The 25551-nt window shown below is 67.2% G+C and carries 25 protein-coding genes; 18 read left to right on the top strand and 7 right to left on the bottom strand.

Annotated features, from left to right (window positions below):
* Positions 1 to 194 precede the first annotated feature (194 nt).
* Entirely contained in the window at positions 195 to 443 is a 249-nt protein-coding gene (locus A5728_RS01685; RefSeq protein WP_231885443.1) for a hypothetical protein, read from the top strand.
* Positions 444 to 603: 160 nt separating this feature from the next.
* Here the strand turns inward: A5728_RS01685 and A5728_RS01680 are convergent, their stop codons facing one another.
* Positions 604 to 1257 carry a GntR family transcriptional regulator gene (locus tag A5728_RS01680; protein WP_064845410.1) on the bottom strand — a complete coding sequence of 218 codons (654 nt, stop codon included), beginning with the start codon at positions 1255 to 1257 and terminating at the stop codon, positions 604 to 606.
* A gap of 224 nt (positions 1258 to 1481) precedes the next feature.
* Between A5728_RS01680 and glyA the strand changes: the two genes are divergently transcribed.
* The 14 genes from glyA (at position 1482) to A5728_RS01610 (ending at position 17207) form a co-directional block, all read left to right on the top strand.
* Positions 1482 to 2819, top strand: a complete 1338-nt coding sequence (gene glyA, locus A5728_RS01675) for a serine hydroxymethyltransferase (protein ID WP_064845409.1) — start codon at positions 1482 to 1484, stop codon at positions 2817 to 2819.
* A complete protein-coding gene (locus A5728_RS01670) occupies positions 2819 to 4036 on the top strand; it encodes a sarcosine oxidase subunit beta family protein (protein ID WP_064845408.1) in 1218 nt (405 codons plus the stop codon). Before glyA ends, A5728_RS01670 begins: the two co-directional genes overlap by 1 nt.
* Positions 4037 to 4048: 12 nt before the next feature.
* Entirely contained in the window at positions 4049 to 4345 is a 297-nt protein-coding gene (locus A5728_RS01665; protein ID WP_064845407.1) for a sarcosine oxidase subunit delta, read from the top strand.
* Complete coding sequence (locus A5728_RS01660; protein WP_064845406.1) at positions 4342 to 7254, top strand: sarcosine oxidase subunit alpha family protein; 2913 nt, start codon at positions 4342 to 4344, stop codon at positions 7252 to 7254. Before A5728_RS01665 ends, A5728_RS01660 begins: the two co-directional genes overlap by 4 nt.
* Positions 7247 to 7963: a sarcosine oxidase subunit gamma gene (locus A5728_RS01655; protein WP_082943146.1), complete on the top strand. Its 717-nt coding sequence runs from the start codon at positions 7247 to 7249 to the stop codon at positions 7961 to 7963. The genes A5728_RS01660 and A5728_RS01655 overlap by 8 nt, the downstream gene beginning before the upstream one ends.
* Before the next feature lie 79 nt (positions 7964 to 8042).
* Positions 8043 to 8933: a formyltetrahydrofolate deformylase gene (gene purU / locus A5728_RS01650; RefSeq protein ID WP_064845405.1), complete on the top strand. Its 891-nt coding sequence runs from the start codon at positions 8043 to 8045 to the stop codon at positions 8931 to 8933.
* Positions 8934 to 9149: 216 nt separating this feature from the next.
* A complete protein-coding gene (locus tag A5728_RS01645; RefSeq protein ID WP_342358289.1) occupies positions 9150 to 10277 on the top strand; it encodes a hypothetical protein in 1128 nt (375 codons plus the stop codon).
* 4 nt (positions 10278 to 10281) lie between these two features.
* Complete coding sequence (locus tag A5728_RS01640) at positions 10282 to 11658, top strand: L-serine ammonia-lyase (protein ID WP_064845404.1); 1377 nt, start codon at positions 10282 to 10284, stop codon at positions 11656 to 11658.
* A gap of 16 nt (positions 11659 to 11674) precedes the next feature.
* On the top strand, positions 11675 to 12187 hold the full coding sequence (locus tag A5728_RS01635) for a metallophosphoesterase (protein ID WP_064845403.1): 513 nt from the start codon (positions 11675 to 11677) through the stop codon (positions 12185 to 12187).
* 9 nt (positions 12188 to 12196) lie between these two features.
* Complete coding sequence (gene thpR, locus A5728_RS01630) at positions 12197 to 12838, top strand: RNA 2',3'-cyclic phosphodiesterase (RefSeq protein WP_064845402.1); 642 nt, start codon at positions 12197 to 12199, stop codon at positions 12836 to 12838.
* Complete coding sequence (locus A5728_RS01625; protein ID WP_064845401.1) at positions 12835 to 14082, top strand: MFS transporter; 1248 nt, start codon at positions 12835 to 12837, stop codon at positions 14080 to 14082. The genes thpR and A5728_RS01625 overlap by 4 nt, the downstream gene beginning before the upstream one ends.
* A gap of 50 nt (positions 14083 to 14132) precedes the next feature.
* Positions 14133 to 14729: a hypothetical protein gene (locus A5728_RS01620; protein ID WP_064845400.1), complete on the top strand. Its 597-nt coding sequence runs from the start codon at positions 14133 to 14135 to the stop codon at positions 14727 to 14729.
* Between the two features lie 130 nt (positions 14730 to 14859).
* Positions 14860 to 16035 (top strand): CaiB/BaiF CoA-transferase family protein, encoded by a 1176-nt coding sequence (locus A5728_RS01615; RefSeq protein ID WP_064845399.1) that lies wholly within the window; start codon positions 14860 to 14862, stop codon positions 16033 to 16035.
* Positions 16032 to 17207 carry an acyl-CoA dehydrogenase family protein gene (locus A5728_RS01610; protein ID WP_064845398.1) on the top strand — a complete coding sequence of 392 codons (1176 nt, stop codon included), beginning with the start codon at positions 16032 to 16034 and terminating at the stop codon, positions 17205 to 17207. Before A5728_RS01615 ends, A5728_RS01610 begins: the two co-directional genes overlap by 4 nt.
* Before the next feature lie 12 nt (positions 17208 to 17219).
* Here A5728_RS01610 and A5728_RS01605 read toward each other — a convergent pair whose 3' ends face one another.
* Positions 17220 to 18221, bottom strand: coding sequence for an N-acetylglucosamine kinase (locus tag A5728_RS01605; protein ID WP_231885441.1), 1002 nt, complete (start codon positions 18219 to 18221; stop codon positions 17220 to 17222).
* Positions 18222 to 18251: 30 nt separating this feature from the next.
* Positions 18252 to 18575 (bottom strand): putative quinol monooxygenase, encoded by a 324-nt coding sequence (locus tag A5728_RS01600; protein ID WP_064845396.1) that lies wholly within the window; start codon positions 18573 to 18575, stop codon positions 18252 to 18254.
* Positions 18576 to 18709: 134 nt separating this feature from the next.
* Between A5728_RS01600 and A5728_RS01595 the strand changes: the two genes are divergently transcribed.
* On the top strand, positions 18710 to 20068 hold the full coding sequence (locus A5728_RS01595; RefSeq protein ID WP_064845395.1) for an MFS transporter: 1359 nt from the start codon (positions 18710 to 18712) through the stop codon (positions 20066 to 20068).
* A gap of 163 nt (positions 20069 to 20231) precedes the next feature.
* On the opposite strand, the gene A5728_RS01590 is transcribed toward A5728_RS01595, so the two are convergent.
* The 3 genes from A5728_RS01590 to A5728_RS01580 form a co-directional block, all read right to left on the bottom strand.
* The gene (locus tag A5728_RS01590) at positions 20232 to 20423 is read right to left on the bottom strand and encodes a CsbD family protein (RefSeq protein ID WP_035965533.1); all 192 of its coding nucleotides are present in this window, start codon (positions 20421 to 20423) and stop codon (positions 20232 to 20234) included.
* A gap of 194 nt (positions 20424 to 20617) precedes the next feature.
* Positions 20618 to 21580, bottom strand: coding sequence for a hypothetical protein (locus A5728_RS01585; protein ID WP_064845394.1), 963 nt, complete (start codon positions 21578 to 21580; stop codon positions 20618 to 20620).
* A 121-nt stretch (positions 21581 to 21701) separates the two neighbouring features.
* Complete coding sequence (locus tag A5728_RS01580; protein WP_064845393.1) at positions 21702 to 22169, bottom strand: MarR family winged helix-turn-helix transcriptional regulator; 468 nt, start codon at positions 22167 to 22169, stop codon at positions 21702 to 21704.
* Between the two features lie 181 nt (positions 22170 to 22350).
* Between A5728_RS01580 and A5728_RS01575 the strand changes: the two genes are divergently transcribed.
* Positions 22351 to 22812: a MaoC family dehydratase gene (locus A5728_RS01575; protein WP_064845392.1), complete on the top strand. Its 462-nt coding sequence runs from the start codon at positions 22351 to 22353 to the stop codon at positions 22810 to 22812.
* A 103-nt stretch (positions 22813 to 22915) separates the two neighbouring features.
* Here A5728_RS01575 and A5728_RS01570 read toward each other — a convergent pair whose 3' ends face one another.
* Positions 22916 to 23788, bottom strand: coding sequence for an NAD(P)-dependent oxidoreductase (locus A5728_RS01570; RefSeq protein ID WP_064845391.1), 873 nt, complete (start codon positions 23786 to 23788; stop codon positions 22916 to 22918).
* Positions 23789 to 24575: 787 nt separating this feature from the next.
* Between A5728_RS01570 and A5728_RS01565 the strand changes: the two genes are divergently transcribed.
* Positions 24576 to 25415: a hypothetical protein gene (locus A5728_RS01565; protein WP_231885439.1), complete on the top strand. Its 840-nt coding sequence runs from the start codon at positions 24576 to 24578 to the stop codon at positions 25413 to 25415.
* The last annotated feature ends 136 nt before the right edge of the window (positions 25416 to 25551 follow it).

Here is a 25551-nt window from a genome sequence, read left to right as displayed (position 1 = left end):
GCCGGGTTTCGGGCAGCAACCATGTCGCGATAAGCGCCCCCCGTGGCGGTCATTGTGAGATAGGTCGCGGGGGCCAGGTGGTTGTCGGTTTGAGAAGAACTGCGCTTCTGCGTTCCCGGGAACGAGCCTTGAGCTCTTCCTGACCTCCAACCGCATCGACACTCTGATTGTGACCGGTGCGACTGCGGCCGGGTGTGTGTCACACCGTCGAGGATGCGATCGGGAAGGGATTCCGCCCGATCATCCCCAGGGAGACCATCGGCGATCGTGTCCCCGGCGTCGTGCAGTGGGACCTCTACGACATCGACAACAAGTTCGGTGACGTGGAGTCCACGGATTCGGTGGTGGATTACCTGAACGGCCTCCCGCAATTCGAGGACACGGCCCCGAAGACCCTTGCGGATCCCCAGCATGAGGTGGCGGCCCCCGCGGATCCGGCCTGAGCCGCACCGCACTATAGGAGGCCCACGCCTCGGCATCCCCAGCCCGATCCGACCGCCACTGGATCGGGCTGGGGATGCGTGTGTGTCTGAAATACGGCAGCCATCAACTGATCCGCTATGCCGAACCACCACCAACACTGCCCGGTGGCCCCGTGAGGCGTCAGAGCACCTTGCGCATGTGCTGCTCGAACTCGCCCACGTGCTCGCGCATGATCTCCGCGGCGTCCTCACCGCGGCCACTCAGAACGGCGTCCAGCAATTGGGAGTGGATGGCAATGTGTTCCACGGGGGTGGGGTTCCGGGTGGCGGCCAGGCACCAGATCCGGGTGGCCAGGTTCCCGTACCGGTTCAGTGTGGCCTCCAGATGGGCGTTGCTGGCGGCGTGGTAGAGGGCACGGTGAATCGTGCTGTCCCAGCGCAACGCGTCCTGCGGGTCGGAGGAATCTCCCGGGGAGGCGGCATCGAGCTGGCCCTTGAGGTCCTCGAGCTCACCGCGTGAGCGGTGGTCCAGTCGCTGGGCGGCCAGCTGCGCGGCGAGGGGTTCGAGCACCTCCCGGACCTCCGAGACCTCGGAGAGCACGGTGATGTCCACGGAGGTGGCGAACGTGCCGCGACGAGGGAAAGTGGTCACCAGCCGCTCGGACTCCAGCCGCTTCAGCGCCTCACGCAGCGGAGTACGGCCCACCTCGAGCTCGAGCCCCAGCTGCGTCTCGTTCAGCGGGTCGCCAGGGGCGATGTCCAAGAAAATTAGCCTGTCCTGGAGAAGTTCGAACGCGCGGGTGGCCAACGATCCGCTTGATCCCGTGTCCTTCATCCGGCCCCTCCTCTCGGTTCCGACCAGATTCTAACCGGGGTTCGCGCCGACCGACCGATGGATCACCGGGCCGCGGCAGCCGGCCCGGGGCCGGCCCCGGTGATGCCGGTCATAACTAATTTGAAAAATCCATTGACGGGTCTCAACAGTTATCGTAACCTGAGTCACAGTCTGATATATCAATTACGTATCAGGAGACGGAGCAACACCTGAGGAGGCCGAGGATGGTCGATCTGAATATTCATCTCGCCCAGGGCGACCCTGAAGTGGCTGAGGCCATCGAGGCCGAGCTGCGACGCCAGCAAGGAACCCTGGAAATGATCGCTTCCGAGAACTTTGCGCCCATGGCGGTGATGCAGGCGCAGGGGTCGGTGCTGACCAACAAGTACGCGGAGGGCTACCCCGGCCGTCGGTATTACGGCGGCTGTGAACACGTGGACGTGATCGAGCAACTGGCCATCGACCGGGTCAAGGACCTGTTCGGCGCCGAACACGCCAATGTGCAGCCTCATTCGGGGGCGCAGGCCAACGCCGCGGCGATGTTCGCGCTGTTGGACCCAGGGGACACGATTCTGGGGTTGAACCTGGCTCACGGTGGTCACCTGACCCACGGCATGAAACTGAATTTTTCCGGCAAGCTCTACAACGTGGTGGCCTACGGCGTGTCGGAAGAGGACCTGGAGATCGACATGGCCGAGGTCGAGCGCCTCGCCCTGGAGCACCGGCCCAAGCTGATCGTGGCCGGCTGGTCCGCCTACACCCGCCAGCTGGACTTCGAGCGGTTCCGGCGAATCGCGGACAAAGTAGGCGCCTATCTCATGGTGGACATGGCCCACTTCGCCGGTCTGGTGGCTGCCGGCCTGCACCCCAATCCCGTGCCCCACGCGGACGTGGTGACCACCACCACGCACAAGACCCTGGGCGGCCCACGCGGTGGGGTGATCCTGTGCAAGCAGGAGCTGGCCAAGAAGATGAACTCCGCGGTGTTCCCCGGCCAGCAGGGCGGCCCGCTCGAGCACGTGATCGCGGCGAAGGCCGTGGCCTTCAAGTACGCCGCCGGTGAAGAGTTCAAGGACCGGCAGCGCCGCACCCTCGAGGGCGCCAAAATCCTGGCCGAGCGACTGCTGCACGATGACGTGGCGGAGCAGGGGATCGGGCTGGTCAACGGCGGCACGGACGTGCATCTGGTGCTTGTGGATCTGCGCAACGCCCAGCTGGACGGCAAGCAGGGCGAGGACCTGCTGCACCGAGTGGACATCACGGTCAACCGTAACGCGGTGCCTTTCGACCCGCGCCCGCCCATGGTCTCCTCGGGGTTGCGGATCGGCACCCCCGCGTTGGCCACCCGAGGATTCGGCCCCGACGAGTTCCGCGAGGTCGCCGACATCATTGCCCGGACCTTGCTGACGGCCGCCGACGACGCCGCCGCCCTCGACGGCCTACGCGAGCGCGTGAACGCCCTGGCCGCCGCCTTCCCGCTCTACCCCGAACTCTCGGCGAGCAATGCTGACGCCGAATCCATCCATGACTACGCCGAAGCGGCGATGAACGGAGTGTCCTGATGGCTGATCTCTTGCCGGATCACCCGGATTTCCTGTGGCGCAACCCGGACCCCAAACCTTCCTACGATGTGGTGATCGTCGGCGGTGGCGGGCATGGGCTGGCCACCGCCTACTACCTGGCCAAGCACCACGGCATCACCAACGTGGCCGTGCTGGAGAAGGGTTGGCTGGGCGGCGGCAACATGGCCCGCAACACCACCATCATCCGCTCCAACTACCTGTGGGACGAGTCCTCGGGGATGTACGAGCACTCCTTGAAGTTGTGGGAGCAGCTGCCGGACGAACTCGAGTACGACTTCCTGTTCTCCCAGCGCGGGGTGCTGAACCTGGCCCACACTCTGCAGGACGTACGTGAAAGCACACGGCGCGTGAATGCGAACAAGCTCAACGGCGTGGACGCGGAGTGGATCGACCCCCAGCAGGTCAAGGAACTGTGCCCCATCATCAACATCGGTGACGACATCCGGTACCCGATCATGGGAGCCACCTACCAGCCGCGCGCGGGTATCGCCAAGCACGATCACGTGGCCTGGGCCTTCGCCCGTAAGGCGGACGAGATGGGCGTGGACATCATCCAGAACTGCGAGGTCACCGGTTTCGTGAAGGAAGCCGGGCGGGTAATTGCCGTGGAGACCAGCCGGGGCCGGATCAATGCCGGCAAGGTTGCGCTGTGCGGCGCGGGTAACTCCTCGGTACTGGCCGAACTGGCGGGCTTCGAGCTGCCCATCCAGTCCCACCCGCTGCAGGCTCTCGTCTCCGAACTGCACGAGATGGTCCACCCCACCGTGGTGATGTCCAACCACGTCCACGTGTACGTCTCCCAGGCGCACAAGGGCGAACTGGTCATGGGCGCCGGCATTGACGCCTACAACGGCTACGGTCAGCGCGGTTCGTTCCACGTGATCGAGGAGCAGATGGCCGCCGCGGTGGAGCTGTTCCCCATCTTCGCCCGGGCCCACGTGCTGCGCACGTGGGGCGGCGTGGTGGACGTCACGCTGGATGCTTCCCCGATTGTGTCCAAGACACCCGTGGATCAGCTCTACGTCAACTGCGGCTGGGGCACCGGAGGTTTCAAGGGAACCCCGGGGGCGGGCTTCACGCTCGCGCACACCATTGCCCACGACGAACCACACCCGCTCAACGAGCCCTTCAGCCTCGAACGGTTCGAGACGGGCATGCTGATCGACGAGCACGGCGCTGCTGCCGTGGCGCACTAGTAGGGAGCGAACATGCTGCAGATCAATTGCCCGTGGTGCGGTCCACGGGATGAGACCGAATTCCATTACGGGGGAGAGGCCCACGTGCCCTACCCCGAGGACCCGTTCGAGCTGGACGACCAGCAGTGGGCCCGCTACCTGTTCTACCGCGCCAATCCGCGGGGGCTGCTGTCCGAGCGTTGGTCCCACGCCGCCGGCTGCCGCCGCTGGTTCAACGCCGTGCGTGACACGGTGACCTACGAGTTCAAGACCGAGTACAAGATGAGCGACCCCCGGCCAAACCTGGGAAATGTTGGAGGTGCCCTGTGAGCGAGCAGACCCATCGCCTGACGGCCGAGCGAGCCGCCGGGCACGGCATCGACCGTTCCACCGCGGTGGACTTCACCTTCGAGGGCGTCCCGTACACGGGCTACCGCGGGGACACCGTGGCCTCCGCGCTGGTGGCCAACGGCAAGATCGACTGCGCCCCGTCCATGTACCGGCGCCGCCCCCGCGGGCTGTACTCGGCCGGCGTGGAGGAGCCCAACGCCTTGATCAAGGTCTCCCCCCGTCACCAGCAGGACGTGGCCGAGTCCATGCTGCAGGCCACGGTCACCGAACTGACGCCCGGGATGGACGCCGTCTACCTCGGAGGCCACGGACAGTTGGACCCCGAGACCGACCGCGCCTACTACGACCGCAAGTACGTCCACACGGACGTGCTTGTCATCGGCGCGGGCCCGGCGGGGCTGTCCGCCGCCCGGGACGCCGCGGCCTCCGGGGCGCGCGTGATCCTCATGGATGACCAGCCGTGCCCGGGCGGGGCCCTGCTGTCCGGCAACGGCGAGCGCATCGACGGTGTCCCGGCCCTCGAATGGGTCGAGCGCGTGAGCGCCGAGCTGGAGGCGGCCGAGGAGGTCACGGTGCTCACCCGCACCACCGCCATCGGCAGCTACGACAGCAATTACGTGGTGGCCGTCCAGCGCCGCACCGACCACCTCACGGGGGAGGTGCCCAAGGGTGTGTCCCGCGAGCGAGTGTGGCACGTGCGCGCCCGGCAGGTGGTGCTCGCTCAGGGCACTCACGAACGCCCCGTGGTCTTCCGCAACAACGACCGACCCGGGATCATGCTGGCCTCCGCGGTGCGCAGCTACCTCAACCGCTACGGCGCCGCCGCCGGCTCCACCGTGGTGGTGGCCACCAACAACGACTCCGCCTACCGGCTCGTGGCGGATCTCATGGAGCGAGGCATCACGGTCGCCGGGATCGTGGACGCCCGCCCTCAGGCCTCCGCGGTCTCCGCCGAGATCGCCGAGGCCGGCGGCCTGTCGGTGCGCTACGGCTCGGCCGTGATCGACACCACCGCCGACGCGGACGGGCGTGTGAGCGGCGTCGTCGTCAGCGCGCTCGACGACGCGGGCGAACTCACCGGCGAGCCCGAGACCCTCGAGGCGGACCTGCTGGCGGTGTCCGGTGGCTGGAACCCCGTGATCCACCTGCACAACCAGCGCCGCGGCCCGCTGCGCTGGAACGAAACGATCGCCGCGTTCGTGCCCGAGACCGCGATGGCCGGCCAGCACGTGGCCGGCGGGACCGCGGGCACCCTGGACCTGGCCGGGTGCCTGGTCGAGGGCGCCCAAGCCGGGGCGAACGCCGCCCGCGCGGCGGGCTTCAGCGCCACGGCGCGTGCCTCCACGACCGACCCGGAGGCCCCGGGGCTCGTGCGCCCGCTGTGGCTGGTCCCCGGCGCCGAGGGCGAGCCCGGCACGTGGGACGAGCACTTCGTGGACTTCCAACGCGACCAGGCCGTCAAGGACGTGATGCGCTCGCTGGGTGCCGGGATGCGCTCGGTGGAGCACGTCAAGCGCTACACCTCGATCTCCACGGCCAACGATCAGGGCAAGACCTCCAGCGTGAACACCATGGGCGTGATCGCCACCGCGCTGGGCGGCAGCTCCCCGGACGAGATCGGCGTGACTGCCTTCCGTGCTCCCTACACCCCGGTGGCCTTCGCGGCGCTCGCGGGCACCCAGCGCGGGCAGATGTTCGACCCGGCCCGGTTGTCCGCGCCCCACGGGTGGCACCTGGCGCACGGGGCGAAGTTCGAGGACGTGGGGCAGTGGAAGCGGCCGTGGTACTACCCCCAGGACGGGGAAGATATGGACACCGCGGTGCTGCGCGAGTGCGCGGCAGTGCGCAACTCCGTGGGGTTCATGGACGCCACCACCCTGGGAAAGATCGAGATCCGCGGCAAGGACGCGGGGGAGTTCCTCAACCGCGTGTACACCAATGCGTTCAAGAAACTCAAGCCCGGTATGGGCCGCTACGGCGTGATGTGCAAGCCGGACGGCATGGTCTTCGACGACGGCGTGACGCTGCGGCTGGACGAGGACCGGTACTTCATGACCACCACCACTGGTGGGGCCGCCAACGTGCTGGACTGGCTCGAGGAATGGCTGCAGACCGAGTGGCCGGAGTTGGACGTGGTGTGCACCTCCGCGACCGAGCAGTGGACCACCGTGGCCGTGGCCGGGCCCCGTTCCCGGGACGTGGTCGCCAAGCTCGTCCCGGAGTTGAACGTGTCCAACGACGCGTTCCCGTTCATGGCCTACCGTGAGGTCTCCCTGGTCAGCGGGATCCCCGCGCGCATCTGCCGGATCTCGTTCTCGGGGGAACTCGCGTTCGAGATCAACGTCCCCACGTGGTGGGGAGCGGCGGTCTTCGAGGACGTGTGGCAGGCCGGTCAGGAATACGGCATCACTCCCTACGGCACCGAGACCATGCACGTGCTGCGTGCCGAGAAGGCTTTCCCCATCGTCGGCCAGGACACGGACGGTACCGTCACCCCCCAGGATCTGGGGATGGATTGGGTGGTGTCCAAGCGTAAGGACTTCATCGGCAACCGCTCGTACTTCCGCAAGGGACTGGAGAGCGAGGTGCGCAAGGAACTGGTCGCCGTGCTGCCCGTGGACACCGACTATCGCTTGCCGGAAGGCACCCAATTGGTCAAACAGGGCACACCGATCACTCCTCAGGAGGGACCTGTGCCCATGGAGGGGCATGTGACCTCAAGTTACAACAGTGCCGCGCTGGGCCGGACCTTCGGGCTTGCCCTGATCAAGGACGGCCGCAACCGCATCGGCGAGACCCTGCAGGCGCCCCTGGACGGGCAGCTGGTGGACGTGCTGGTGGCCGAACCTGTCGTGTACGACCCGGAAGGAAAGCGTCGAGATGGCTGAGCAAACCATGATGAACAGGGCCGAGCGCACGGCGGAGCACGTGGCGCACTTGCGCCGCAGCCCGGTCGAGCACCTGGCCGGGGAGATGAAGAGCGCGAGCGTGTCCGGCGAGCGCGGGGTGAGCCTGCGGGAGGTGCCTTTCCTGACCATGATCGGGCTCAGGGTGACGCCGGGGACCCCCGCCGCGGAGGCGGTCACCGAGGTGCTCGGCGTGGGGCTCCCCGCCGCATGCGGTGAGGTCACGGGGGACACCTCGGAGGTAGCCGTGGTGTGGCTGGGCCCGGACGAGTTCTTGGCCGTCACAGGGGACGAGGTCGCCCCCGTGCCCGGACTGGACACCCGCTCCGAGCGCGAGCCGGGCGCCCTGCCCACCCTGGCCACCCACCCGCTCGCGCAGAAGCTCGCGGCGGTCTTCGCCGAGGGTGGCCCGGCCGGGCAGGCCGTCGACCTGTCCGCCAACCGCACCACGTTGGAGCTGTCCGGGCCCTCGGCGCGCGACGTCCTGGAGAAGGGCTGCCACGTGGATCTGCACCCGCGCAGCTTCACCCCCGGTCGGGCGGTTTCCACTTTGCTGGGGCCGGTACCCGTTGTCTTGTGGCAGACGGAGGACCTCACCTACCGGATCATGCCCAGGGCATCTTTCGCCGATTACACGGTCCGGTGGCTCCTGGACGCGATGGTGGAGTACTCCGGGGAACAAATCGCCTGAGGGTTCCGCCCGTGACGGTCACCATCAGCTCGCGGGCGGAGCCACCACAGTCGTGAAAGATCGAACAAGGAGTTGCCTCGTGACGGACGTACAACGGGCGCGCACCGGCGCTGACACCACCGAACTGGTTCTGACCCTCGACTGCCCGGAGGACGTGGGCATCGTGCACGCGGTCACCGGCGTGCTGCTTGAGCACGGGTGCACCATTGCGGAACTGAAGCAGTTCGACGATCGCCGTCAGGAACGGTTCTTCATGCGCGTCCACGTGGTGTCATCCAGGGATGAGGCACTGGATGAGCAAGCGCTGCGGGCGGACTTGGAGCCGGTGGCGCAACGGTTTCACATGAACTGGGAGCTGCGACCTCACGAGCAGAAGCGCCGCGTGCTGGTGATGGTCTCTAAGTACGGTCACTGCCTCAATGACCTGCTGTTCCGTGCCCGAGTGGGGGAACTTCCCATTGAGATCGTGGCGGTGGTATCCAACCATCTGGATCACCAAGCGCTGGTGGAGTGGCACGGCATCGACTTCCATCACGTGCCTGTGACCAAGGAGAACAAGCCGGAGGCGGAGACACGACTCCTGGATTTGGTGGACCAATACACGGTGGATCTGGTGGTGCTCGCCCGGTACATGCAGGTGCTGAGTGAGTCCCTGGTGGAACGCATGCGGGGGCGGGTCATCAACATTCACCACTCGTTCCTCCCCAGTTTCAAGGGCGCCAAGCCGTACCACCAGGCGTACGAACGTGGGGTGAAGACCGTGGGAGCCACCGCACACTACGTGAGTGACGAACTGGATGAAGGCCCCATCATTGCTCAGCAGGTTCTGGAGGTCGATCACACTCACGGCCCGGAAGACCTGGTGGCCGTTGGGCGGGACTCGGAATGCAAGGCGTTGTCCAACGCCGTTCGGTGGCACTGCGAAGGCCGTGTGATCCTCACCGGGAACCGCACGGTGGTGTTGCGGTAGCCGATGTCGGCATCCAGGCCGCCCACCGCAGCAGTTTGATCGCACGGCCCGGTACGGAACCCCGCCAGGTGGTTAATGAGACAAGTCAGGTGGGCGGTGGAGTCTCCGCGGGAAGACGGGGACGCCAATCGCAGCCGGTAAAAGGGAGTCATTATGGCAATGCCAACGAGAACGGGAACCCGTCTGGATACGGCCGAGCGAACGAGTGTCTTGCGAGTGCTCACCTACGCGGGAGCGATCATCGCCTTCCTCATCGGATCCGGCTTCGCAACGGGCCAAGAAATACTGCAGTACTTCGCGTCCTACGGATTCCAGGGAATCGTCGGTACGGGTGCCGTGGTGTTGATCCTAATAACCTACGTGGCCGCTGAATTCCTCTTCGTGGGTCATATGAAGAAATTCGAACACCCCTCGATGATCTTCCGGTACTACACGGGGAAGCACCTGGGCACGTTCTTCGACTACTTCTCAATACTTTTCGTGTTCCTCAGCTTCACGGTGATGGTCTCCGGTGCGGGGGCAGTGTTCGAGGAGCACTTCGGATTGCCCAAGTACCTGGGCGGTGCGAGTTTGGCCATCGTGGTGAGCGCAACGGTCTGGTTCGGGTTGAAGAACCTTGTCGATGTGATCGGCAAGATCGGCCCCGTCATCGTAGTTGTGGCGGTGCTGCTGGGGGTTCTATCCTTCATTCGTGAACCCGGGAACATCGCGGCGGGAAACGCCATGGTGGCCGACCTCGAACTTACCCGAGCATCGACTAACTGGTTCATGTCCGGGTTGTCGTACGTGGGGTTCTGCATGTTGTGGTTGGCTGCTTTCCTCACGGCACTCGGGAAAACTGCTCGCAGTCGTAGGGAAGCAGTGTCCGGTGGCCTAGTCGGCGGTGCGGCGTTCTCGGCGGCGTGTGTGGTGGTCGGGTTGGGGCTGCTCGCCAACATCGCACGGGTCAACGGGACTGAGATCCCGATGTTGGTGCTTGCCAGGGACTTCAGCCCGGTACTGGCCGCCGCTATTTCGGTGATGATTGTCGCCGGTATTTACACCACGGCCGTTCCTTTATTGTGGACGGTTTCATCGAGGTTCTTCACGGACAGCACTCGAAATTTCAAATACCTCGCGATAGCGCTGGCGGCGGTCGGTGCCGTCGTGGGTCTTCTGCTCCCGTTTTCACGGATGGTCAACGTCGTTTATGTCATCAATGGCTACGTGGGAATTTTCTTGCTAGTTCTGATGATTGTGAAAACATGTCGTCGTCTCATGCCCAGGCGGTCTGGGTGGGCCCATGACGCCGGAGCCAATATTGATAATTTTCAGGAATCATTGTTACCAGAAAACCGGAGGTGAGATCGTGGCACTCAGTGCTCTGGATTTGTTCTCGGTGGGTATCGGACCGTCGTCCTCCCACACGGTGGGGCCCATGCGGGCCGCACGGCTCTTCGTGGCCGGGCTCGCCGCCGACGCCCTGCTGGAGTCCGTGACCCAGGTCCATTCCCAGCTCTTCGGCTCCTTGGGGGCCACCGGGTGGGGCCACGGATCGGACAAGGCCGTGGTGCTGGGGCTCATGGGCGAGGATCCCGAGACCGTGGACACGGACCTCGCGGACCAGAAGGTCGCGCTCGCGGGGGAGAAAGGGCAACTGCTGCTCGGGGGCACACACCCCGTGGCCTTCGACCGTTCCCGTGACGTGATCATGCACCGCAGGAAGTCCCTGCCCACCCACCCCAACGGGATGAGCTTCACCGCCTACGACGCCGCCGGCGAGGTCATCCGCGAACGGATCTACTACTCCGTGGGCGGCGGTTTCGTGGTGGACGAGTCCGCGAGCGGTGCGGACAAGGTGGTCGCGGACAGCACCCCCGTGGCCTACCCGTTCAGCACGGGTGATGAATTGTTGGCCATCTGCGAGACCGAGGGTCTGAACATCGCCCAGATCATGGCCGCGAACGAGCTGTCGTGGCGGCCCGCGGAACAGACCCGGGAGCAGCTGCTGCACATCTGGTCCGTGATGCAGGAATGTGTGGAGAACGGGTGCACGCGCGAGGAGAAGACCCTGCCCGGGGGACTGAAGGTGCGCCGTCGTGCGCCGGAGATGCGCAAGCGGCTGCTCACCAAGGAACCCGGCAACGATCCCTTCTACGGCATGGACTGGGTCAACCTGTACGCGCTCGCGGTCAACGAGGAGAATGCGTCTGGCGGGCGGATCGTCACGGCCCCCACGAACGGCGCGGCGGGGATCATCCCGGCGGTGCTGCACTTCTACACGCGGTTCATGGCGGACGCGTGCGATGACAAGATCGTGGACTTCCTGCTCACCGCCGCGGCGATCGGGATCGTGATCAAGGAGAACGCCTCGATCTCCGGCGCCGAGGTGGGTTGCCAGGGCGAGGTGGGATCGGCGTGTTCCATGGCGGCCGCCGGCCTGTGTGCGGTGCTGGGCGGGAGCCCGCGGCAGGTGGAGTGTGCGGCGGAAATGGGGATCGAGCACAACCTCGGGCTCACGTGCGACCCCGTGGGCGGGCTCGTGCAGATTCCGTGCATCGAGCGCAACGCGATCGCGAGCGTCAAGGCCATCAACTCCGCCCGGCTGTCCATGCAGGGGGACGGGACCCACAAGGTCTCCCTGGATCAAGTGGTCAAGACCATGCGGGAGACCGGCGCGGACATGAAGATCAAGTACAAGGAGACCTCGCGCGGCGGCCTCGCGGTCAACGTGATCGAGTGCTGACGGGCACAATGGGGGCGTGAGCACCTCGATCCTCCTCCTCGCGGACACCCACCTGCCCAAGCGGGCCAAGGCCCTCCCGGACCAGGTGTGGCGCGAGGTCGACGCCGCGGACGTGGTGCTCCATGCGGGTGACTGGGTGGACCTGGCCACGTTCGAGGCCCTCGAGCAGCGCTCCCGGACGCTGATCGCGGTGTGGGGCAACAACGACGGCCCCGAGTTACGCGAACGCATGCCTGAAACCGCATACTGGGAGCTCGAGGGGGTGCGGTTCGCCATGACGCACGAGACCGGCGCCTCAAGCGGACGGGAGCGGCGTATGGACCGGGCGTTCCCGGACATCGACGTCCTGGTCTTCGGCCATAGCCACATCCCGTGGGACACCGTGGCGCCCTCCGGGATGCGCTTGCTCAACCCCGGCAGCCCCACCGACCGGCGGCGCCAACCACACTGCACGTACATGCGCGCGGTCGCTGACGCGGGTGCCCTCACGAGCGTGGAGCTGATCCGGTTACCGCCGCGCACCGTCTAGGGTGGGCGCATGAGGCTGTTCGCGGCTGTTCACCCCACCCGGGCCGCACGTGAGCACCTGGTCGGTGCATTGCGTGAGGTCCGTGAACTCACCGGCACCGCACTGCGCTGGGGCGACCCCGAGCAGTGGCACGTCACCCTTGCGTTCTACGGCGAGCAACCCGAGGCTGCGGTGCCGGAGCTCGAGGAGCTGCTGAGCGACGTCGCCCGGGTCCACGCACCGCTCACCGTGTGCTTGCGAGGCGCGGGATCCTTCTCCGGCACAACCCTGTGGATGGGCGTGGGTGGTGCCTCGGACGCGCTCGTGGAGCTCATGCACGCGTGCTCGCTGGACCCCGAGGAGCGCGCAAGACAGCGCGCCCACCTCACGGTCGCGCGCATGTCCCGTGCCGAGCGCACGCGCAAGGCTCGCGAACGACGCCGCAGTTCACGCACCGTGGCGCGCCCCGGGCCCGAGCTCGCGCATGTAGTGCACGCGCTGTCCGTGTACGAGGGGCCCGCGTGGACCGTCAGCGAGCTCTCCCTGGTGTCCTCAGAGCTCGGCGAGGGCCGCAGCGGTGGCGCCCTGCACCGCACCGTGCAACGATTCCGGCTGTCGGAGCGCGTCGCCTCGGACACCCCTGGGCGTATGCCTGAGGAAGGCTGCCGTTGACTGATTCGGTTCGTGGGGCACGCGCCGGCGCGTGGTTGTGGCTGCTCGTGGCGTGCGGGGTGTTGACCCAGGCCACCGTGAACCTGTTGCGACCGGTCACGTCCTACAAACTGCTCGCGCTGCACGCGGACTCGATCACGATCGGGTTGACCACGGCCGCGTACGCCCTGGTCCCGCTGCTCACCGCGGTGTGGCTCGGGCGGTACTCGGACCGCACCCGGCAATTGCGCGTGCTGACCCTTTCCGGGGTGTTTCTGCTGGTCGCCGGTGGGGCACTGCTGGCGCTGTCACCCACGGTGTGGGCGGTCGTGGCCGCGAGCGCCGTGCTGGGCATGGGGCACCTGAGCTTCACGATCGGGGGTCAGACGGCGATCGCCCGTTACGCCGCGGACCGGGACCTGGACAAGGGGTTCGGGTGGTTCACCGCAGCGTTCTCCGCGGGGCAGATGATCGGCCCCGCCCTGGGCGGTTGGCTCGTGGGGCACAGCTCGTCCGCGACCTCCCCAGAGCGCCTCGCGGACGTGAACCAGGCACTGTGGATCGGCGCCGCGATCTCGCTCGCGGCCGTTCCGCTGTTGCTGCTGCGCGCCGGGACACCCGCGGGGGACGCCGCCCCGTCCCGCGCGGCCTCCGGTACTGCGGCGCGTTCCGAATCAGCCGACAAACCCACCATCGCACGGGTGCTCAGGGTGCCCCGGGTGGCGTCCCACATGCTCGCCGCACTGTCCCTGCTCGCGATGCTCGACATCCTCACCGCGTTCCTGCCGGTCATCGGGGAGGAGGCCGGTGTGGCTCCCGCGGTCGTGGGTCTGTTGCTCGGCGTCCGGGGTTTCGCATCCATTGCCTCCCGGTTGCTCCTGCCGTGGTTGTCCCAGCGGTTCTCGCGGCGGGGTCTGCTGCTGACATGTTTGTTCGGGGCCGGCATCACGCTGGTCATCCCACCGCTCGTGCTGGGGAACTTCTGGGTCGCGGCGTTCTTCCTGGCCGTGGGCGGATTCCTGTTGGGTCTGGGTCAGCCACTCACCATGACCATGATCACCACGTCCGTCCCGGGCAACTGGCGCGGCTCCGCCCTGGCGGTCCGGTTGACGGGTAATCGCCTGGGGCAGGTGATCCTCCCCCTGGTTGCGGGTGTCTTCGCGGCACCCCTGGGCCCGGCCGCCGCGGTGTGGATGTGCTGCGGGGTGCTCTTGGCCAGCGGTGCGGAGAAGGCGTGGGGGGACCGCCGCGCGGACCGTTCGTGATGTGACCGTGCCTACCGTGGCCGCAACTGGTTCATGGCTCAGGAGGGTTCATGTCCGCACTGCATCAGGCGCTCCTGCGGGATTTCCGGCGGATGTCCCGCAACCGCGGGCTCGAGTCCGGGGGAGTGGAGTGCCAAGCGGCGACCACCGCGGACGGGCTCAATCGGCAGTGGTTCGTCGGGTGGTTGATCGCGCGCGGTGCCACGGTGTACTACGACGCGATCGGTAACGAGTTCAGCCTCTTCGAGCTGTGTCCGGGCGCCCCGTACGTGATGGTCGGCTCGCATCTGGACTCCCAGCCCAGGGCCGGCCGGTTCGACGGCGCCTACGGCGTGCTTGCCGGGGCGACCGTGTGCGCGGAGCTGTACCGAGCGGCGCCGTCCGGGGAGACGGAACTGACGGACAACCTGTGCGTGGTGAACTGGTTCCACGAGGAGGGCTGCCGGTTCACGCCGTCCATGATGGGCAGCCTGGTCCACGCCACGTGGGGTGCGCGCAAGTACGAGTTCCAGGTGCTCGGCGAGCACTCCCACAAGGGCATCACCCACAACGAGTACGAGTTCACATCGGATCAGGACATGCTCGCCGGACTGGACATGCTCACGGCCACCCTGACAAGGGCGGCGCAGGGGGAACTGGACGGGTAGCGCGCCCGGCCGAGCGTCGTCGCCCGTAGACGTGCGGCGGGCGGCGACCCGGAAGCGTAGCGACGTCGTCGAGCCGCGGCCGCGGCGGCGCACCTAGAGTGGAGGACATCGTCGATCCAAGGAGGACCCCGTGACCGAAGCGCTACCCCTGGACGGTGTGCTCGTGGCCGATTTCTCGCGCGTGCTCGCGGGGCCGCTGTGCACCATGACGCTCGCGGACCTCGGTGCCCGCGTGATCAAGGTCGAGCGCCCGGACACCGGTGACGACACTCGCGCGTGGGGTCCGCCCTATTCCGAGACCGGTGCCACGTACTTCGAGTCCGTGAACCGCAACAAGGAATCCGTGTGCCTGGACCTGCAGGACGAGGACGGGCGGGAACTCGCGCGCGAACTCGCCCTGCGCGCGGACGTGGTCGTGGAGAACTTCAAGCCCGGCGGGATGGCCAAGCTCGGCCTGGGCTACGAGGAGATCTCGCGCGAGAACCCCGGCGTGGTCTACGTGTCCGTGTCCGGTTTCGGCACCGCCGAGGGCGCTCACCTGGCCGGTTACGACTTCCTGGTCCAGGCCGTGGGTGGGCTCATGAGCATCACGGGCGCCGCGGACGGCGAGCCCACCAAGGTGGGCGTGGCCCTGGTGGACGTCCTGACCGCCAAGGACGCCACGATCGGCGCGCTCGCGGCCCTCGAAGCGCGACGCCGCACGGGCCGCGGCGCGCACATCGACGTCAGTCTGCTCTCGAGTCTGCAGGGTGCCCTCGTCAACCAGGGCCAGGCATACCTGGGTGCCGGTAAGGTCCCCGAGCGCATGGGCAATGCCCACCCGTCCATCGTCCCCTACCAGTTGTTGCACTGCGCGGACGCGCCCCTCGCGGTGACCGTGGGCAACGACGGGCAGTTCCGCAGGTTCACGGCCGTGCTGGGCATTCCTGAGGTCGCAGACGACGAACGGTTCGCCACGAACTCGGCGCGCGTGGCCCACCGCGAGGATCTCGTCCCGCTGCTGGAGGATGCGTTGTCCGCCCGGACCGCCCGCGAGTGGCAGGAAGAACTGACCGAGGAAGGGGTCCCTGCGGGCAAGGTCGCCGGGATCGGCGAGGGCGTCACGCTGGCCGAGGACCTCGGACTGGAACCCACGGTGGACGTCCAGGATCGGGAGGGCAGGACCGTGGGACGGCAGTTCCGTCATCCGGCCCGCTGGACCCCACCCCTGGAATCCCCCACGGTCGCCCCGCCGCAGCTCGGGCAGGACACGGAAACGATTGTGGCGTGGCTCCGTGAGCCCCGTCACCGTACAGTGAGGACATGAGCCAACAGAACACCGTCAACGTCATGGACCTGGTGGGCTTCGACTCCCTGCTGAACGAGGAAGAGATCGCTCTGCGATCCACCGTGCGGGAGTTCGTGGACGCCACCATCCGCCCCAACATCGCCGAGTGGTACGAGAAAGCGGTCTTCCCCCTGGAGATCGTCCCGGAGATGGCCAAGCTGGGCCTGCTGGGTATGCACCTGAAGGGATACGGCTGCGCGGGCCGTTCCGCCGTGGAATACGGCCTGGCCGGCGCCGAGCTGGAAGCCGGGGATTCCGGTCTGCGCACGTTCGTGTCCGTGCAGGGCTCCCTGGCCATGAGCGCCATCTACAAGTGGGGCTCCGAGGAGCAGAAGCAGGAGTGGCTCCCGCGCATGGCCGCCGGTGAGGCCATCGGGTGCTTCGGGCTCACCGAGCCCACCGCGGGTTCCGACCCCGGTTCCATGAAGACGTTCGCGCGCCGCGACGGCGAGGACTGGGTCATCTCCGGCGCCAAGCGGTGGATCGGCCTGGCGACCGTGGCCAAGGTGGCCGTCATCTGGGCCCAGACGGACGAGGGCATACGCGGTTTCGTGGTGCCCACCGACACCCCGGGCTTCAAGGCCACGCCCATCCAGCCCAAGCTGTCCATGCGGGCCTCGATCCAGTGCGAGATCGAACTCACGGACGTGCGACTTCCCGCATCCGCTCTGCTACCCGAGGCCAAGGGGCTACGCGGCCCGTTCTCGTGCCTCAACGAAGCCCGGTACGGGATCATCTGGGGTGCCATGGGCGCCGCCCGCGACTCGTTCGAGGTGGCCCTGAAGTATTCCCAGGAGCGCATGCAATTCGATCGCCCGCTGGCCGGGTACCAGCTCACGCAGCAGAAGTTCGCGGACATGGCCCTCGAGATCGACAAAGGCTTCCTGCTCGCACTGCAGATCGGCCGCCTCAAGGACGCCGGTACACTGCAGCACCACCAGATCTCGGTGGGCAAGCTCAACAACTGCCGCGAGGCCATCAAGATTGCCCGCGAGGCCCGCACGATCCTGGGCGGCAACGGCGTCACCCTCGACTACTCCCCGCTGCGCCACGCCAACAACCTGGAATCCGTGCGCACATACGAGGGCACGGATGAGGTGCACGCCCTCATCCTGGGCCAGCAGCTCACCGGGGAGGCGGCCTTCCGCTGATCCTGTGGGTGTTCAGCCCGCCCGACCCGCTCGCCCGTCCCACAGCCCCGTGGCGCGGGCGAGCAGGGGCGCTCCCAGCACGGGTTCCCGGTCCAACAGCGTGACCCGCAGTCCATGATCGCCCAGGCGTTCCCTGAGCTCCACGCCCACCGAGGTGGTTGCGAGCCCGCCTCCCATCACTACGGGGAGGGGCTCGCCCAGGTTCCTGGCCACGGTGATGATCAGCTCCACGAGGTGCGCGGCGGCCGCCGAGACCAACTCGCGAGCGGCGTCGTCGTGCGGGGCCAGCTCGATCACCGTGCGGGCCAGACCGGCCCAGTGGGTGCGGTCGGGGCGGTCGTGGAACGCCGCGATCAGCTCGGTGGGCGTGTCGACCCCGGCGTGTCCCAACACGGCCCGAGCGAACCGGTCGTCCTCTGCGGGGGTCACGTCGCTCGCTCCCCGGTGCTGCGCGTCCCGCAGCACATGGCGCACCGCTTCCCGGCCGAGCCAGTACCCGCTGCCCTCGTCGCCGAGCAGGTAGCCCCAGCCCCCGGCGCGGGTCCCGTGGCCGGAAGCGTTCACACCCCACGCCACGGAACCGGTTCCCGCGATCACCGCGATGCCCTCGGTGTGTCCGCCCGCGGCGAGGATCAGGCGGGTGTCGTGCACCGCGATCACGGGCGTCTCCGACGCCGGGTAGGCGTCCGGTGCCGGGTGACCGTCCGCCGCCGAAAAAACGCCCGGCGCCGGGCCAGCGCCCGCTGCGGCCTCAGCCACGGAGCGAATGAGCTGCGTCAGCGCAGCGGCGTCGTGCGGGGTGTCCACACCGCCGGCGCCGGCGAGAACCGTGGTGCCGGGTGGCGGTTCCAAGCGGGCGAAGATCTCCCGCAGTGACTGGGCGGCCCGCTCCCGGCTGACGTTCTGCACGTTCGCGCTGCCGGAACGAGCTTCGCGCACCGGGGAGTCCCCGCGGAACAGTACGCCGCGGGTGTGGGATCCGCCGATGTCCAGGCCCACGAGGAACCGGTTCACGGGTTCACGGGTTCCCCGGTCATCAATGCCTCAGCCCTCGACGGTGACTTCACCCATCTCATCCCAGCCGTCACCGTCGATCTGGCGGGAGATGATGCGCGGGGTGCGGACGAGGTACGGCGGGAACTTCTCGGTCATGGCGGTGAAGTGCTCGGACTTCACGTGGGCCTCGGCGGCGTCGTCCTCGAAGGCCTCCACGAGCACGTACTCGTTGGGGTTGTCCAGGCTGCGGGACCAGTCGAACCACTTGTTGCCCGGCTCCTGGCGGGTCGCGGCAGTGAAGTCCGCGACGATCTCGGGCCAGCGCTCGGCGTACTCGTCCTTGACCTCGAACTTGACCACGATGAAGATCATTGCACTGCTCCTGTCCTGGGGTGTGACACGTCCCGTGCCGGTTCCATGCCGTGCCCCAGTATAAGTCGGCGGCTCGCCGTCATGCGGCGTCACGGCGGCCGCGGGAGGAGCGGACCGTGGGCTAGTGTGCAGACATGAGTAGCGCACCTACATATCTGCCCGTCACGCACGAGCAGCGTGTCACCGCTCGCCGCGCCGTGGTCGCGTCCTCGATCGGTAACGCGCTCGAGTGGTTCGACATCATCGTCTACTCGTCCCTCGCGGTCGTGATTTCCGCGCTGTTCTTCGAGTCGGATTCGATCGGACAGGTCACGGGCACCCTGCTGACGTTCGGTACGTTCGCACTGTCGTACCTGATTCGCCCGCTCGGTGCCCTGGTGCTGGGCTCCTACGCGGACCGCCACGGTCGCCGCCCGGCCCTGACCATCACGATTGCCCTGATGATGCTCGGCACGCTCATCATGCTGCTCGCCCCCACGGCGGCGGTCATCGGCCCCGCGGCAGCGCTGCTCATCCTGCTCGCCCGCCTGATCCAGGGCTTCTCCGCCGGTGGCGAGTTCGGCACGGCCACCGCGTTCCTGATCGAGAACGCCCCCGACAAGCGCGCCTTCTACGGGTCGTGGCAAGTGGCGACCCAGGGCCTTGCGATCCTGATGGCCTCCGGTTTCGGGTTCGCGCTGCACACCCTGCTGAGCCACGACGCGCTGTACTCGTGGGGCTGGCGCATCCCCTACCTCTTCGGCCTGCTCATCGGCCCCGTGGGCCTCTACATCCGCTTGCGCATGGACGAGACCCCGGACTTCCGGGCGTTGCAGGACGAGCGTGCGCGAGCGGCGTCGTCGCCCTCGGAGAGCACGGGTACAACGACGCCGCCCCGCCCGTCCCTCGGGCGCGGTCCCCTCGCGCAGACCATCGTCCACTCCGCCGGCCGGTGGCTCACGGCCGCAGGTGTGGTGGGCCTGGCGTCCATGTCCGTGTACACGATCCTGTTCATGCCCACGTACTCGATCCAGAACTTTGACCTGCCCTCGTGGGCCGCGTACCTGGGCGGTGTGGTGGCCGGCGCGGTGACCCTGGTGGGCTCCCCGTTCGTGGGGCACCTCGCGGACCGCGTGGGACCTGCCCGGGTCATGCTCGTGGCCTCCGCGGTGGGCATCGTGGTGGTGTACCCGCTGTTCCTGTGGTTGGTCGCGGTCCCGACCGTGGCCACCCTAACCGTGGTGCAAGCGGTGCTGGGCGTAATCATGGCCCTGTACTTCGGCCCCATGCCCGCGCTGCTCACCGACATGTTCCCCACGCAGATCCGCACCACGGGGATGTCCGTGGCCTACAACCTGGGCGTCACGGTGTTCGGGGGATTCGCACCCCTCGTGCTCGCGTGGCTCGTGAGCTCCACCGGCTCTCTGACCTCACCGAGCATCTACTACGCGGCGGTGGCGGCCCTATCCCTGGTGTGCCTGCTGATCGCGCGCAAGCGGTTCGCGGTGCGGTGATCCGGACCCACTGCAGCCCCTGCTTTATCTGAGTAGAAGCAGGATTCGGTGCCCCGAAGCTGCTTTTGCTCCACTAATGCAGGGGTAGTGGGGCGGGCAGACGAAAGGCCCCCGTCGTGTTCACGACGAGGGCCCTCCGGTCGAAAGGTGGCGGGTGCGGATCTCAGCCCAGCCCGTCCTTCAGATTCTTGCCGGCGTCTTTGATATTCTCCACGGACTGCTTGGCGCCACCGGAAGCTTTCTCCCCGGCACCCTCAGCTTGCAGATCTGCGTTGTCCGTGGCGTCACCAAGCTTTTCCTTGGCGGAACCGGAAGCCTTCTCCGCAGCATTACTGATCTTGTCGCCGAGTCCCATAGGCACTTCCTTCCGTGGAGCGAACAGGTCCTCATAATCTAGACCCGACGTCCCGTCCGGGGGAAGACATGGCGCGGAACAATTTCCTGGGAGCACCCGCTTCAAAACCTCGGGAGTGGCGGGCCTTCCGGCCCGGGCGACTTACCGGAACCGCGGTGTCTGCCGAACCAAAAGACTCCGCCAGCCCGAGCGGCTCACTGGTAGGACACGAACCACGGCTTGGGCGTCAGCTCGAAGGTCTGCTTGGGGGTGAACGTGGGGGTGTCCTCGTCGTAGAAGTTCTTCCACGCCATGCGGATCCCCCGGGGCAGCTCGTGCTGCAGAGCGTCCCACGTGGACATCTTCAGATCCGGGGTGCCGTGCCCGTCCGCGTGCAGGAGGAACGCGAGCTCGGGGTGGTCCGTCGTGATGGCCTCACGGTTCTGGATCATGGGCATGGAGAACTGGTGCAGGATCAGGGTCTTCTGGGGCAGGCCGTTCTCGGCCGTGAGCCGGGCGAGCCACTGCGTGGTCTCGTTGATCTCCTGAGCGCTCACGGACCCGATCTGCTGCAGCGGGTACTGCCCTGGCCCCAGCCGCCACTCGGGGTCCAGGGCCAGGCCCACGTTGGACCGCTTGAGCAGTTCCTCGTACCGCTTGGCCTGGGACAGGAAGTCCGAGCGGCCGGGCTGCAGGTCCAGGACCACGTAGATCCCGTGCTTCTGCGCGGCCTCGATGTACGGCATGAGGCGCTCCACGGGAGCCTCGCTGGAGAAGTCGCCGTCCGGTCCCGGGTCGGAGGAGGCGGTGGTCGCGATGATCTCGAACGCCGGGATCACTTTCTCCTGGCTGTAGGGCTCGTACTGCTTGGCCAGCTCGATCGCCCGCTCGGCGGATTCCTCCGGCCCCTGCTCCCCCAGCGCGCCCAGCCCCGGGGTGCCCGGGTGTCCGTAGAGCGCCACGAACCGGCGCTCGGGGAACAGGGTGGTGCCCCCGCCGATCAGCTCTGGCGGCTGGGTGGGCGTGGGTGTCGCGCTGGGCTGTTCGGTCGCGGTGGACGACGTCGCTGCGGTACCGTTCGCGGCGTCGTCGCCCCCCGCGTCGCCGCCGGAACCGCAGCCGGTGAGCAGCAGCATGGCGCAGAGGGCGGAAAGGGCGGCGGGGGCGGCGGAGCGCATGGTGCGTGACCTCGATCGGTAGGGGGAGCGCGGGGGAGTCGAGTGTGCTGGTTCCACGGTACGTGTTCGCGGGCGTGAACACCTGGAATCCCGGGGCGGGCGGGGCCGTATGACGGTGCGCTCAGCCCAGTGCCACGCGCTGCAGCAAGTCCAACAGGGTGGCCCGTTCGTCCTCGCTCAGGGGTGCCAGTGTCCCGTCCGTGCAGCGGTCCACCGCGGCGCGCGCACGCCGGTAGAGCTCGCGGCCCTTGTCCGTGGGCTCGATCAACTTGGAGCGGCGATCATTGGGGTCGGTGCGCCGCACTACGGCCCCGCGACGCTCGAGGGAATCCACGATCAGCACGATCTGGCTGGGGTCCAGGACAAGGTACCTGCTCAGGTCCCGCTGGGACGGGTGCAGGTCCGAACACACGAGGGACAGGGCCGAGTAATGGCGCACCTTCAGGTCCAGTTCCCCCAGGGCCCGGTTGGCGGACGCGGAAGCCAGGGAACTCGCCCGGGCCATGAGAAACACCGGTTCGGATGCGAGGTCGCTCGCCCTCAGGGTCGGTGCGGGGTCCAGGGCGTCTTGCGGGAGGGGGGTGGTCATGTCGTTGCTCCTGGGTCCGGGTCGTGACGTGCTCCGTGCGGTGGGCGGGGGTGGGACCGTCCGCCGGAGGATCGTCGGGGATAATCTTAACCGTTGGCGATCTTAATTAAATACGGTCCCATGAAAGAAACATACGGTGACGCCCATCACCGCCGGAGCAGAACCCCAGAGGGAACATGTCATGACCGCCAAGACCGTTGTTCTGTTCGACGAGGTGGCCGAGCTCGCAGGGAAGGATTCGGGCTACTCCGAGCGGCGCGAGATCACCCAGGACCAGGTGAACCTGTTCGCGGACGCCACCGATGACCACCAGTGGATCCACACCGATTTGGAGAAGGCCGCGGACGGTCCGTTCGGTGGGCCCATCGCACACGGGTTCCTGACCCTGTCGCTGCTGATCCCCATGTGGTCCGAGCTCTTCGACGTGTCCGACGTGAAGACCAAGGTCAACTACGGCCTGGACAAGGTCCGTTTCACCTCACCGGTGAAGGTGGGCGCACGCATCCGGATGACCGTGACCATCGCGGAAGTCTCGGAGGTCAAGGGCAACGGCCTGCACCTCGTGGCGGATGCGACGATCGAGATCGAGGGGGAGGAGCGCCCCGCGGTGGTGGCGCGCTTCCTGAACCGGTTCGACAAGTAGGGTTCAGGGCCCTCACTACATTCCTGCCCCGATAATGCACGCTACGACGCTGTGGCGTGCATTATCGGGGCACAGGTGTTCTCAGGGGTGGGTCCCAGGTCGTTCACTTCTCGGTTCTGTCCGCGATCCACTTCTGGAACACCGCGGAGTCCTGCTCGCCCAGTCCCGCGTCAATGAGCTGTTGCGCCGCGGCCGCGATGGGCCCGCCCAGCACCGACGTGGTTCCGGTGGCGCGGGCGGCATCCAGGTACGCGGAGACGTCCTTGTGCACGAAGGCCGCCTGCGCGGACACCGAGTAGTCGTGGGCCACGAGCTTGGGAGTCTTGTCCGCCAGGATGGTGGATCCCGCGTAGCCGCCCTGGAGCAGGTCCAGCAGTGTGGCCAGGTCCAGTCCGGCCCGTTCGGCCACGACGCTGGCCTCGGAGATCGCCACGATCTCCGCCGCGCAGATCAGCTGGTTGCACGCCTTTGCCACCTGCCCGGCCCCCAGCGGTCCCAGGTGGACGGGGCGACCGCACGAGGACAGGACGTCCGAGACCAGGCCTGCGGCGGCGTCGTCGCCACCCACCATGACGGACAGGTCCCCGCGGATCGCCCCGGCCTCCCCGCCGCTGATGGGCGCGTCCACGAACTCGACACCCGAGGTGTCCCGGTGCCAGCGGGTGATGTCCACGGGGGAGACGGTGGAGCTGATCGCCAGGACCAGGCGGTCGTGGTCGGCGTCGCGCTCGCGGGCGCCCTCAGCGAGTTCTTCCAGCACGCCGTCGATTTCCGGGGCGCCGGGCACCAACACGATCACGACGTCGCACTGGCGTGCCATGTGCCGCGGCGTGCCCACCGCGCGGGCCCCCGGGGCCTTGTGGAGGCTGCGATGCAGGACCACCACGTCGTGCCCGGCGCTGATGATGTGCCCGGCCATGGGCTTGCCCATGGATCCGAGACCGATGATTCCCGCGGTGTGCGGTGACGGGCTCATGCTGCGGCTCCTCGCGACGGTGACGGGTGGTCCCATCATGCCCCGAATGCTGGCGCCGGCGTCCAGGGGTGGGGGCGAATTACCTCGAACAGAAATACCGAAATGAGGATGGGCGTCGTACTGCCGGGAAAATTCTATGCGATCTTTGATTTGGTGGAACTGGGTGGCAGTGGGTTATCGCCATGGGAGGTGCCGAGGGTGCATCCAGCCCTTATGGGTGGGATATTTATGACTGGATTTATGACTGCATTACGTGCATTACGTGTATTGCGGGGCCGCGCCCCAATATCCGGCGTCTCGAGCGTTTGGTCATCGGCGCCGGCGTGGATCATCCGGGTCGGATGGCCGGTTGGAGCCGCCGAACAGTGCGGACTTAAGGACACTTCCGAAAAAGTAAATAAGGCCAGCAACCAGAGGGATAAGCAGTATCGAACGGATAAGAATGGCCAGGTGATCCATTATTCACTTCTCGCGCCTCGTGAAGTCCATTGTCATACGTAGTTATAAGGATTCAGTCTAGCAGGATCACCCTCATGAAAATAGTGTGGTACTTCATTCGTATTTCTTCTTCGAAGCGGACGGGGAATGTCGGCCATTGATTGGGCGATGCACGGGGGTAGGTCATGGAGCCTCCCGCAGTCATGCTCACCACCCGCACCCGGGGGCGTAATGACATCTCACGGAGGGGCGGCCCGGGGCTGGAACCGCCGGGGCCCACCCGGAGGGACGAGGGAACCGGTGGGGCGACGACACGACCGAACGGAAGACCGAGCACCCGCACCACGGGGTGGCGCTCGAGCTGGCCGACGGCACGCTGTTCACGACCCAGGGCACGGAGGATGAACGGCACACCGTGCGCGTGCTTGGCAAGGACGGCGCCGTCAAGGCCGAGACGACGGACTGCCCGGCCGTGCACGGTGAGGCGGCGGCTGCGCCGGGAGCGAGCACCGACACCGTGATGGCGGGTTGCGAGAACGGGCCCGTGATCTATCGGGACGGGACGTTCCACAAGGTGGCCGTGGCGGACGCCTACGCGCGCTCGGGCAACCTCGCAGGTTCGGAGAGGTCGCCGATCGTGCTCGGCGACTACAAGGTGGACGAGGATGCCGAGCAGGAGCGCCCCACGCGTGTGGCCCTCTTCGACACCCGGGACGGGTCGCACCGGCTGGTGGACTTGGGCTCGTCCTACTGGTTCCGTTCGCTGGCCCGCGGGCCGGAGGGTGAGGCTTTGGTGCTCACGTACGACGGCAAGCTCAACGTGATCGACGTGGAGTCCGGAAAGGTGGTCCGGAAGACCGACGTGATCCAGCCGTGGGAGGAGAAGACGGACTGGCAGGAGGCGGGTCCCGCGATCAAGGTGGCCGGTTCGAGCGCCTACGTGACCGACGCGCAGAACAAGAAACTGCACGCGGTGGATCTGACCAAGGGTGAAGTGGCCAAGACCATCGACCTGCCGCAGACGCCGGTGGAACTCGCGGTGGTGACGGGCAAACCGGGGGCTCCGGCGCGGGAGGAGAAGGCGCACGGACACGTTTCCCACAAGGGTCACGACCATGCCCACGACGACGCCGCTCCCTCAGCGGGTGCCCCTGCGGACGCCGGAGGTCACGGCGGGCCCGGGCGCTGACGGTCCCGGATGATGTGCTCCTCGATCACTGGAACAGATCGGGCAGTGGGCCCCCGGGGGGCCCCACCCCGGCGCCCGGGGCCCCGGCGGTGTTTGGGGGGGGGGGGGGGGGGGGGGGGGGACCAGCGGGAACGCC

This window comes from Kocuria sp. ICS0012 (genome assembly GCF_001665945.1).
Lineage (GTDB): Bacteria > Actinomycetota > Actinomycetes > Actinomycetales > Micrococcaceae > Kocuria > Kocuria marina.
The sequence above is the reverse complement of the archived record's forward strand: the minus strand, read 5'-3'. Positions and strand labels throughout refer to the sequence as shown.

Bases quoted from the DNA above. Each gene is read 5' to 3' on its own strand.
- A5728_RS01680 (WP_064845410.1), bottom strand. From the start codon at position 1,257: ATGAAGGACACGGGATCAAGCGGATCGTTGGCCACCCGCGCGTTCGAA.
- glyA (WP_064845409.1), top strand. From the start codon at position 1,482: ATGGTCGATCTGAATATTCATCTCGCCCAGGGCGACCCTGAAGTGGCT.
- A5728_RS01670 (WP_064845408.1), top strand. From the start codon at position 2,819: ATGGCTGATCTCTTGCCGGATCACCCGGATTTCCTGTGGCGCAACCCG.
- A5728_RS01665 (WP_064845407.1), top strand. From the start codon at position 4,049: ATGCTGCAGATCAATTGCCCGTGGTGCGGTCCACGGGATGAGACCGAA.
- A5728_RS01655 (WP_082943146.1), top strand. From the start codon at position 7,247: ATGGCTGAGCAAACCATGATGAACAGGGCCGAGCGCACGGCGGAGCAC.
- thpR (WP_064845402.1), top strand. From the start codon at position 12,197: ATGAGGCTGTTCGCGGCTGTTCACCCCACCCGGGCCGCACGTGAGCAC.
- A5728_RS01620 (WP_064845400.1), top strand. From the start codon at position 14,133: ATGTCCGCACTGCATCAGGCGCTCCTGCGGGATTTCCGGCGGATGTCC.
- A5728_RS01610 (WP_064845398.1), top strand. From the start codon at position 16,032: ATGAGCCAACAGAACACCGTCAACGTCATGGACCTGGTGGGCTTCGAC.
- A5728_RS01600 (WP_064845396.1), bottom strand. From the start codon at position 18,575: ATGATCTTCATCGTGGTCAAGTTCGAGGTCAAGGACGAGTACGCCGAG.
- A5728_RS01595 (WP_064845395.1), top strand. From the start codon at position 18,710: ATGAGTAGCGCACCTACATATCTGCCCGTCACGCACGAGCAGCGTGTC.
- A5728_RS01590 (WP_035965533.1), bottom strand. From the start codon at position 20,423: ATGGGACTCGGCGACAAGATCAGTAATGCTGCGGAGAAGGCTTCCGGT.
- A5728_RS01585 (WP_064845394.1), bottom strand. From the start codon at position 21,580: ATGCGCTCCGCCGCCCCCGCCGCCCTTTCCGCCCTCTGCGCCATGCTG.
- A5728_RS01580 (WP_064845393.1), bottom strand. From the start codon at position 22,169: ATGACCACCCCCCTCCCGCAAGACGCCCTGGACCCCGCACCGACCCTG.
- A5728_RS01575 (WP_064845392.1), top strand. From the start codon at position 22,351: ATGACCGCCAAGACCGTTGTTCTGTTCGACGAGGTGGCCGAGCTCGCA.
- A5728_RS01570 (WP_064845391.1), bottom strand. From the start codon at position 23,788: ATGAGCCCGTCACCGCACACCGCGGGAATCATCGGTCTCGGATCCATG.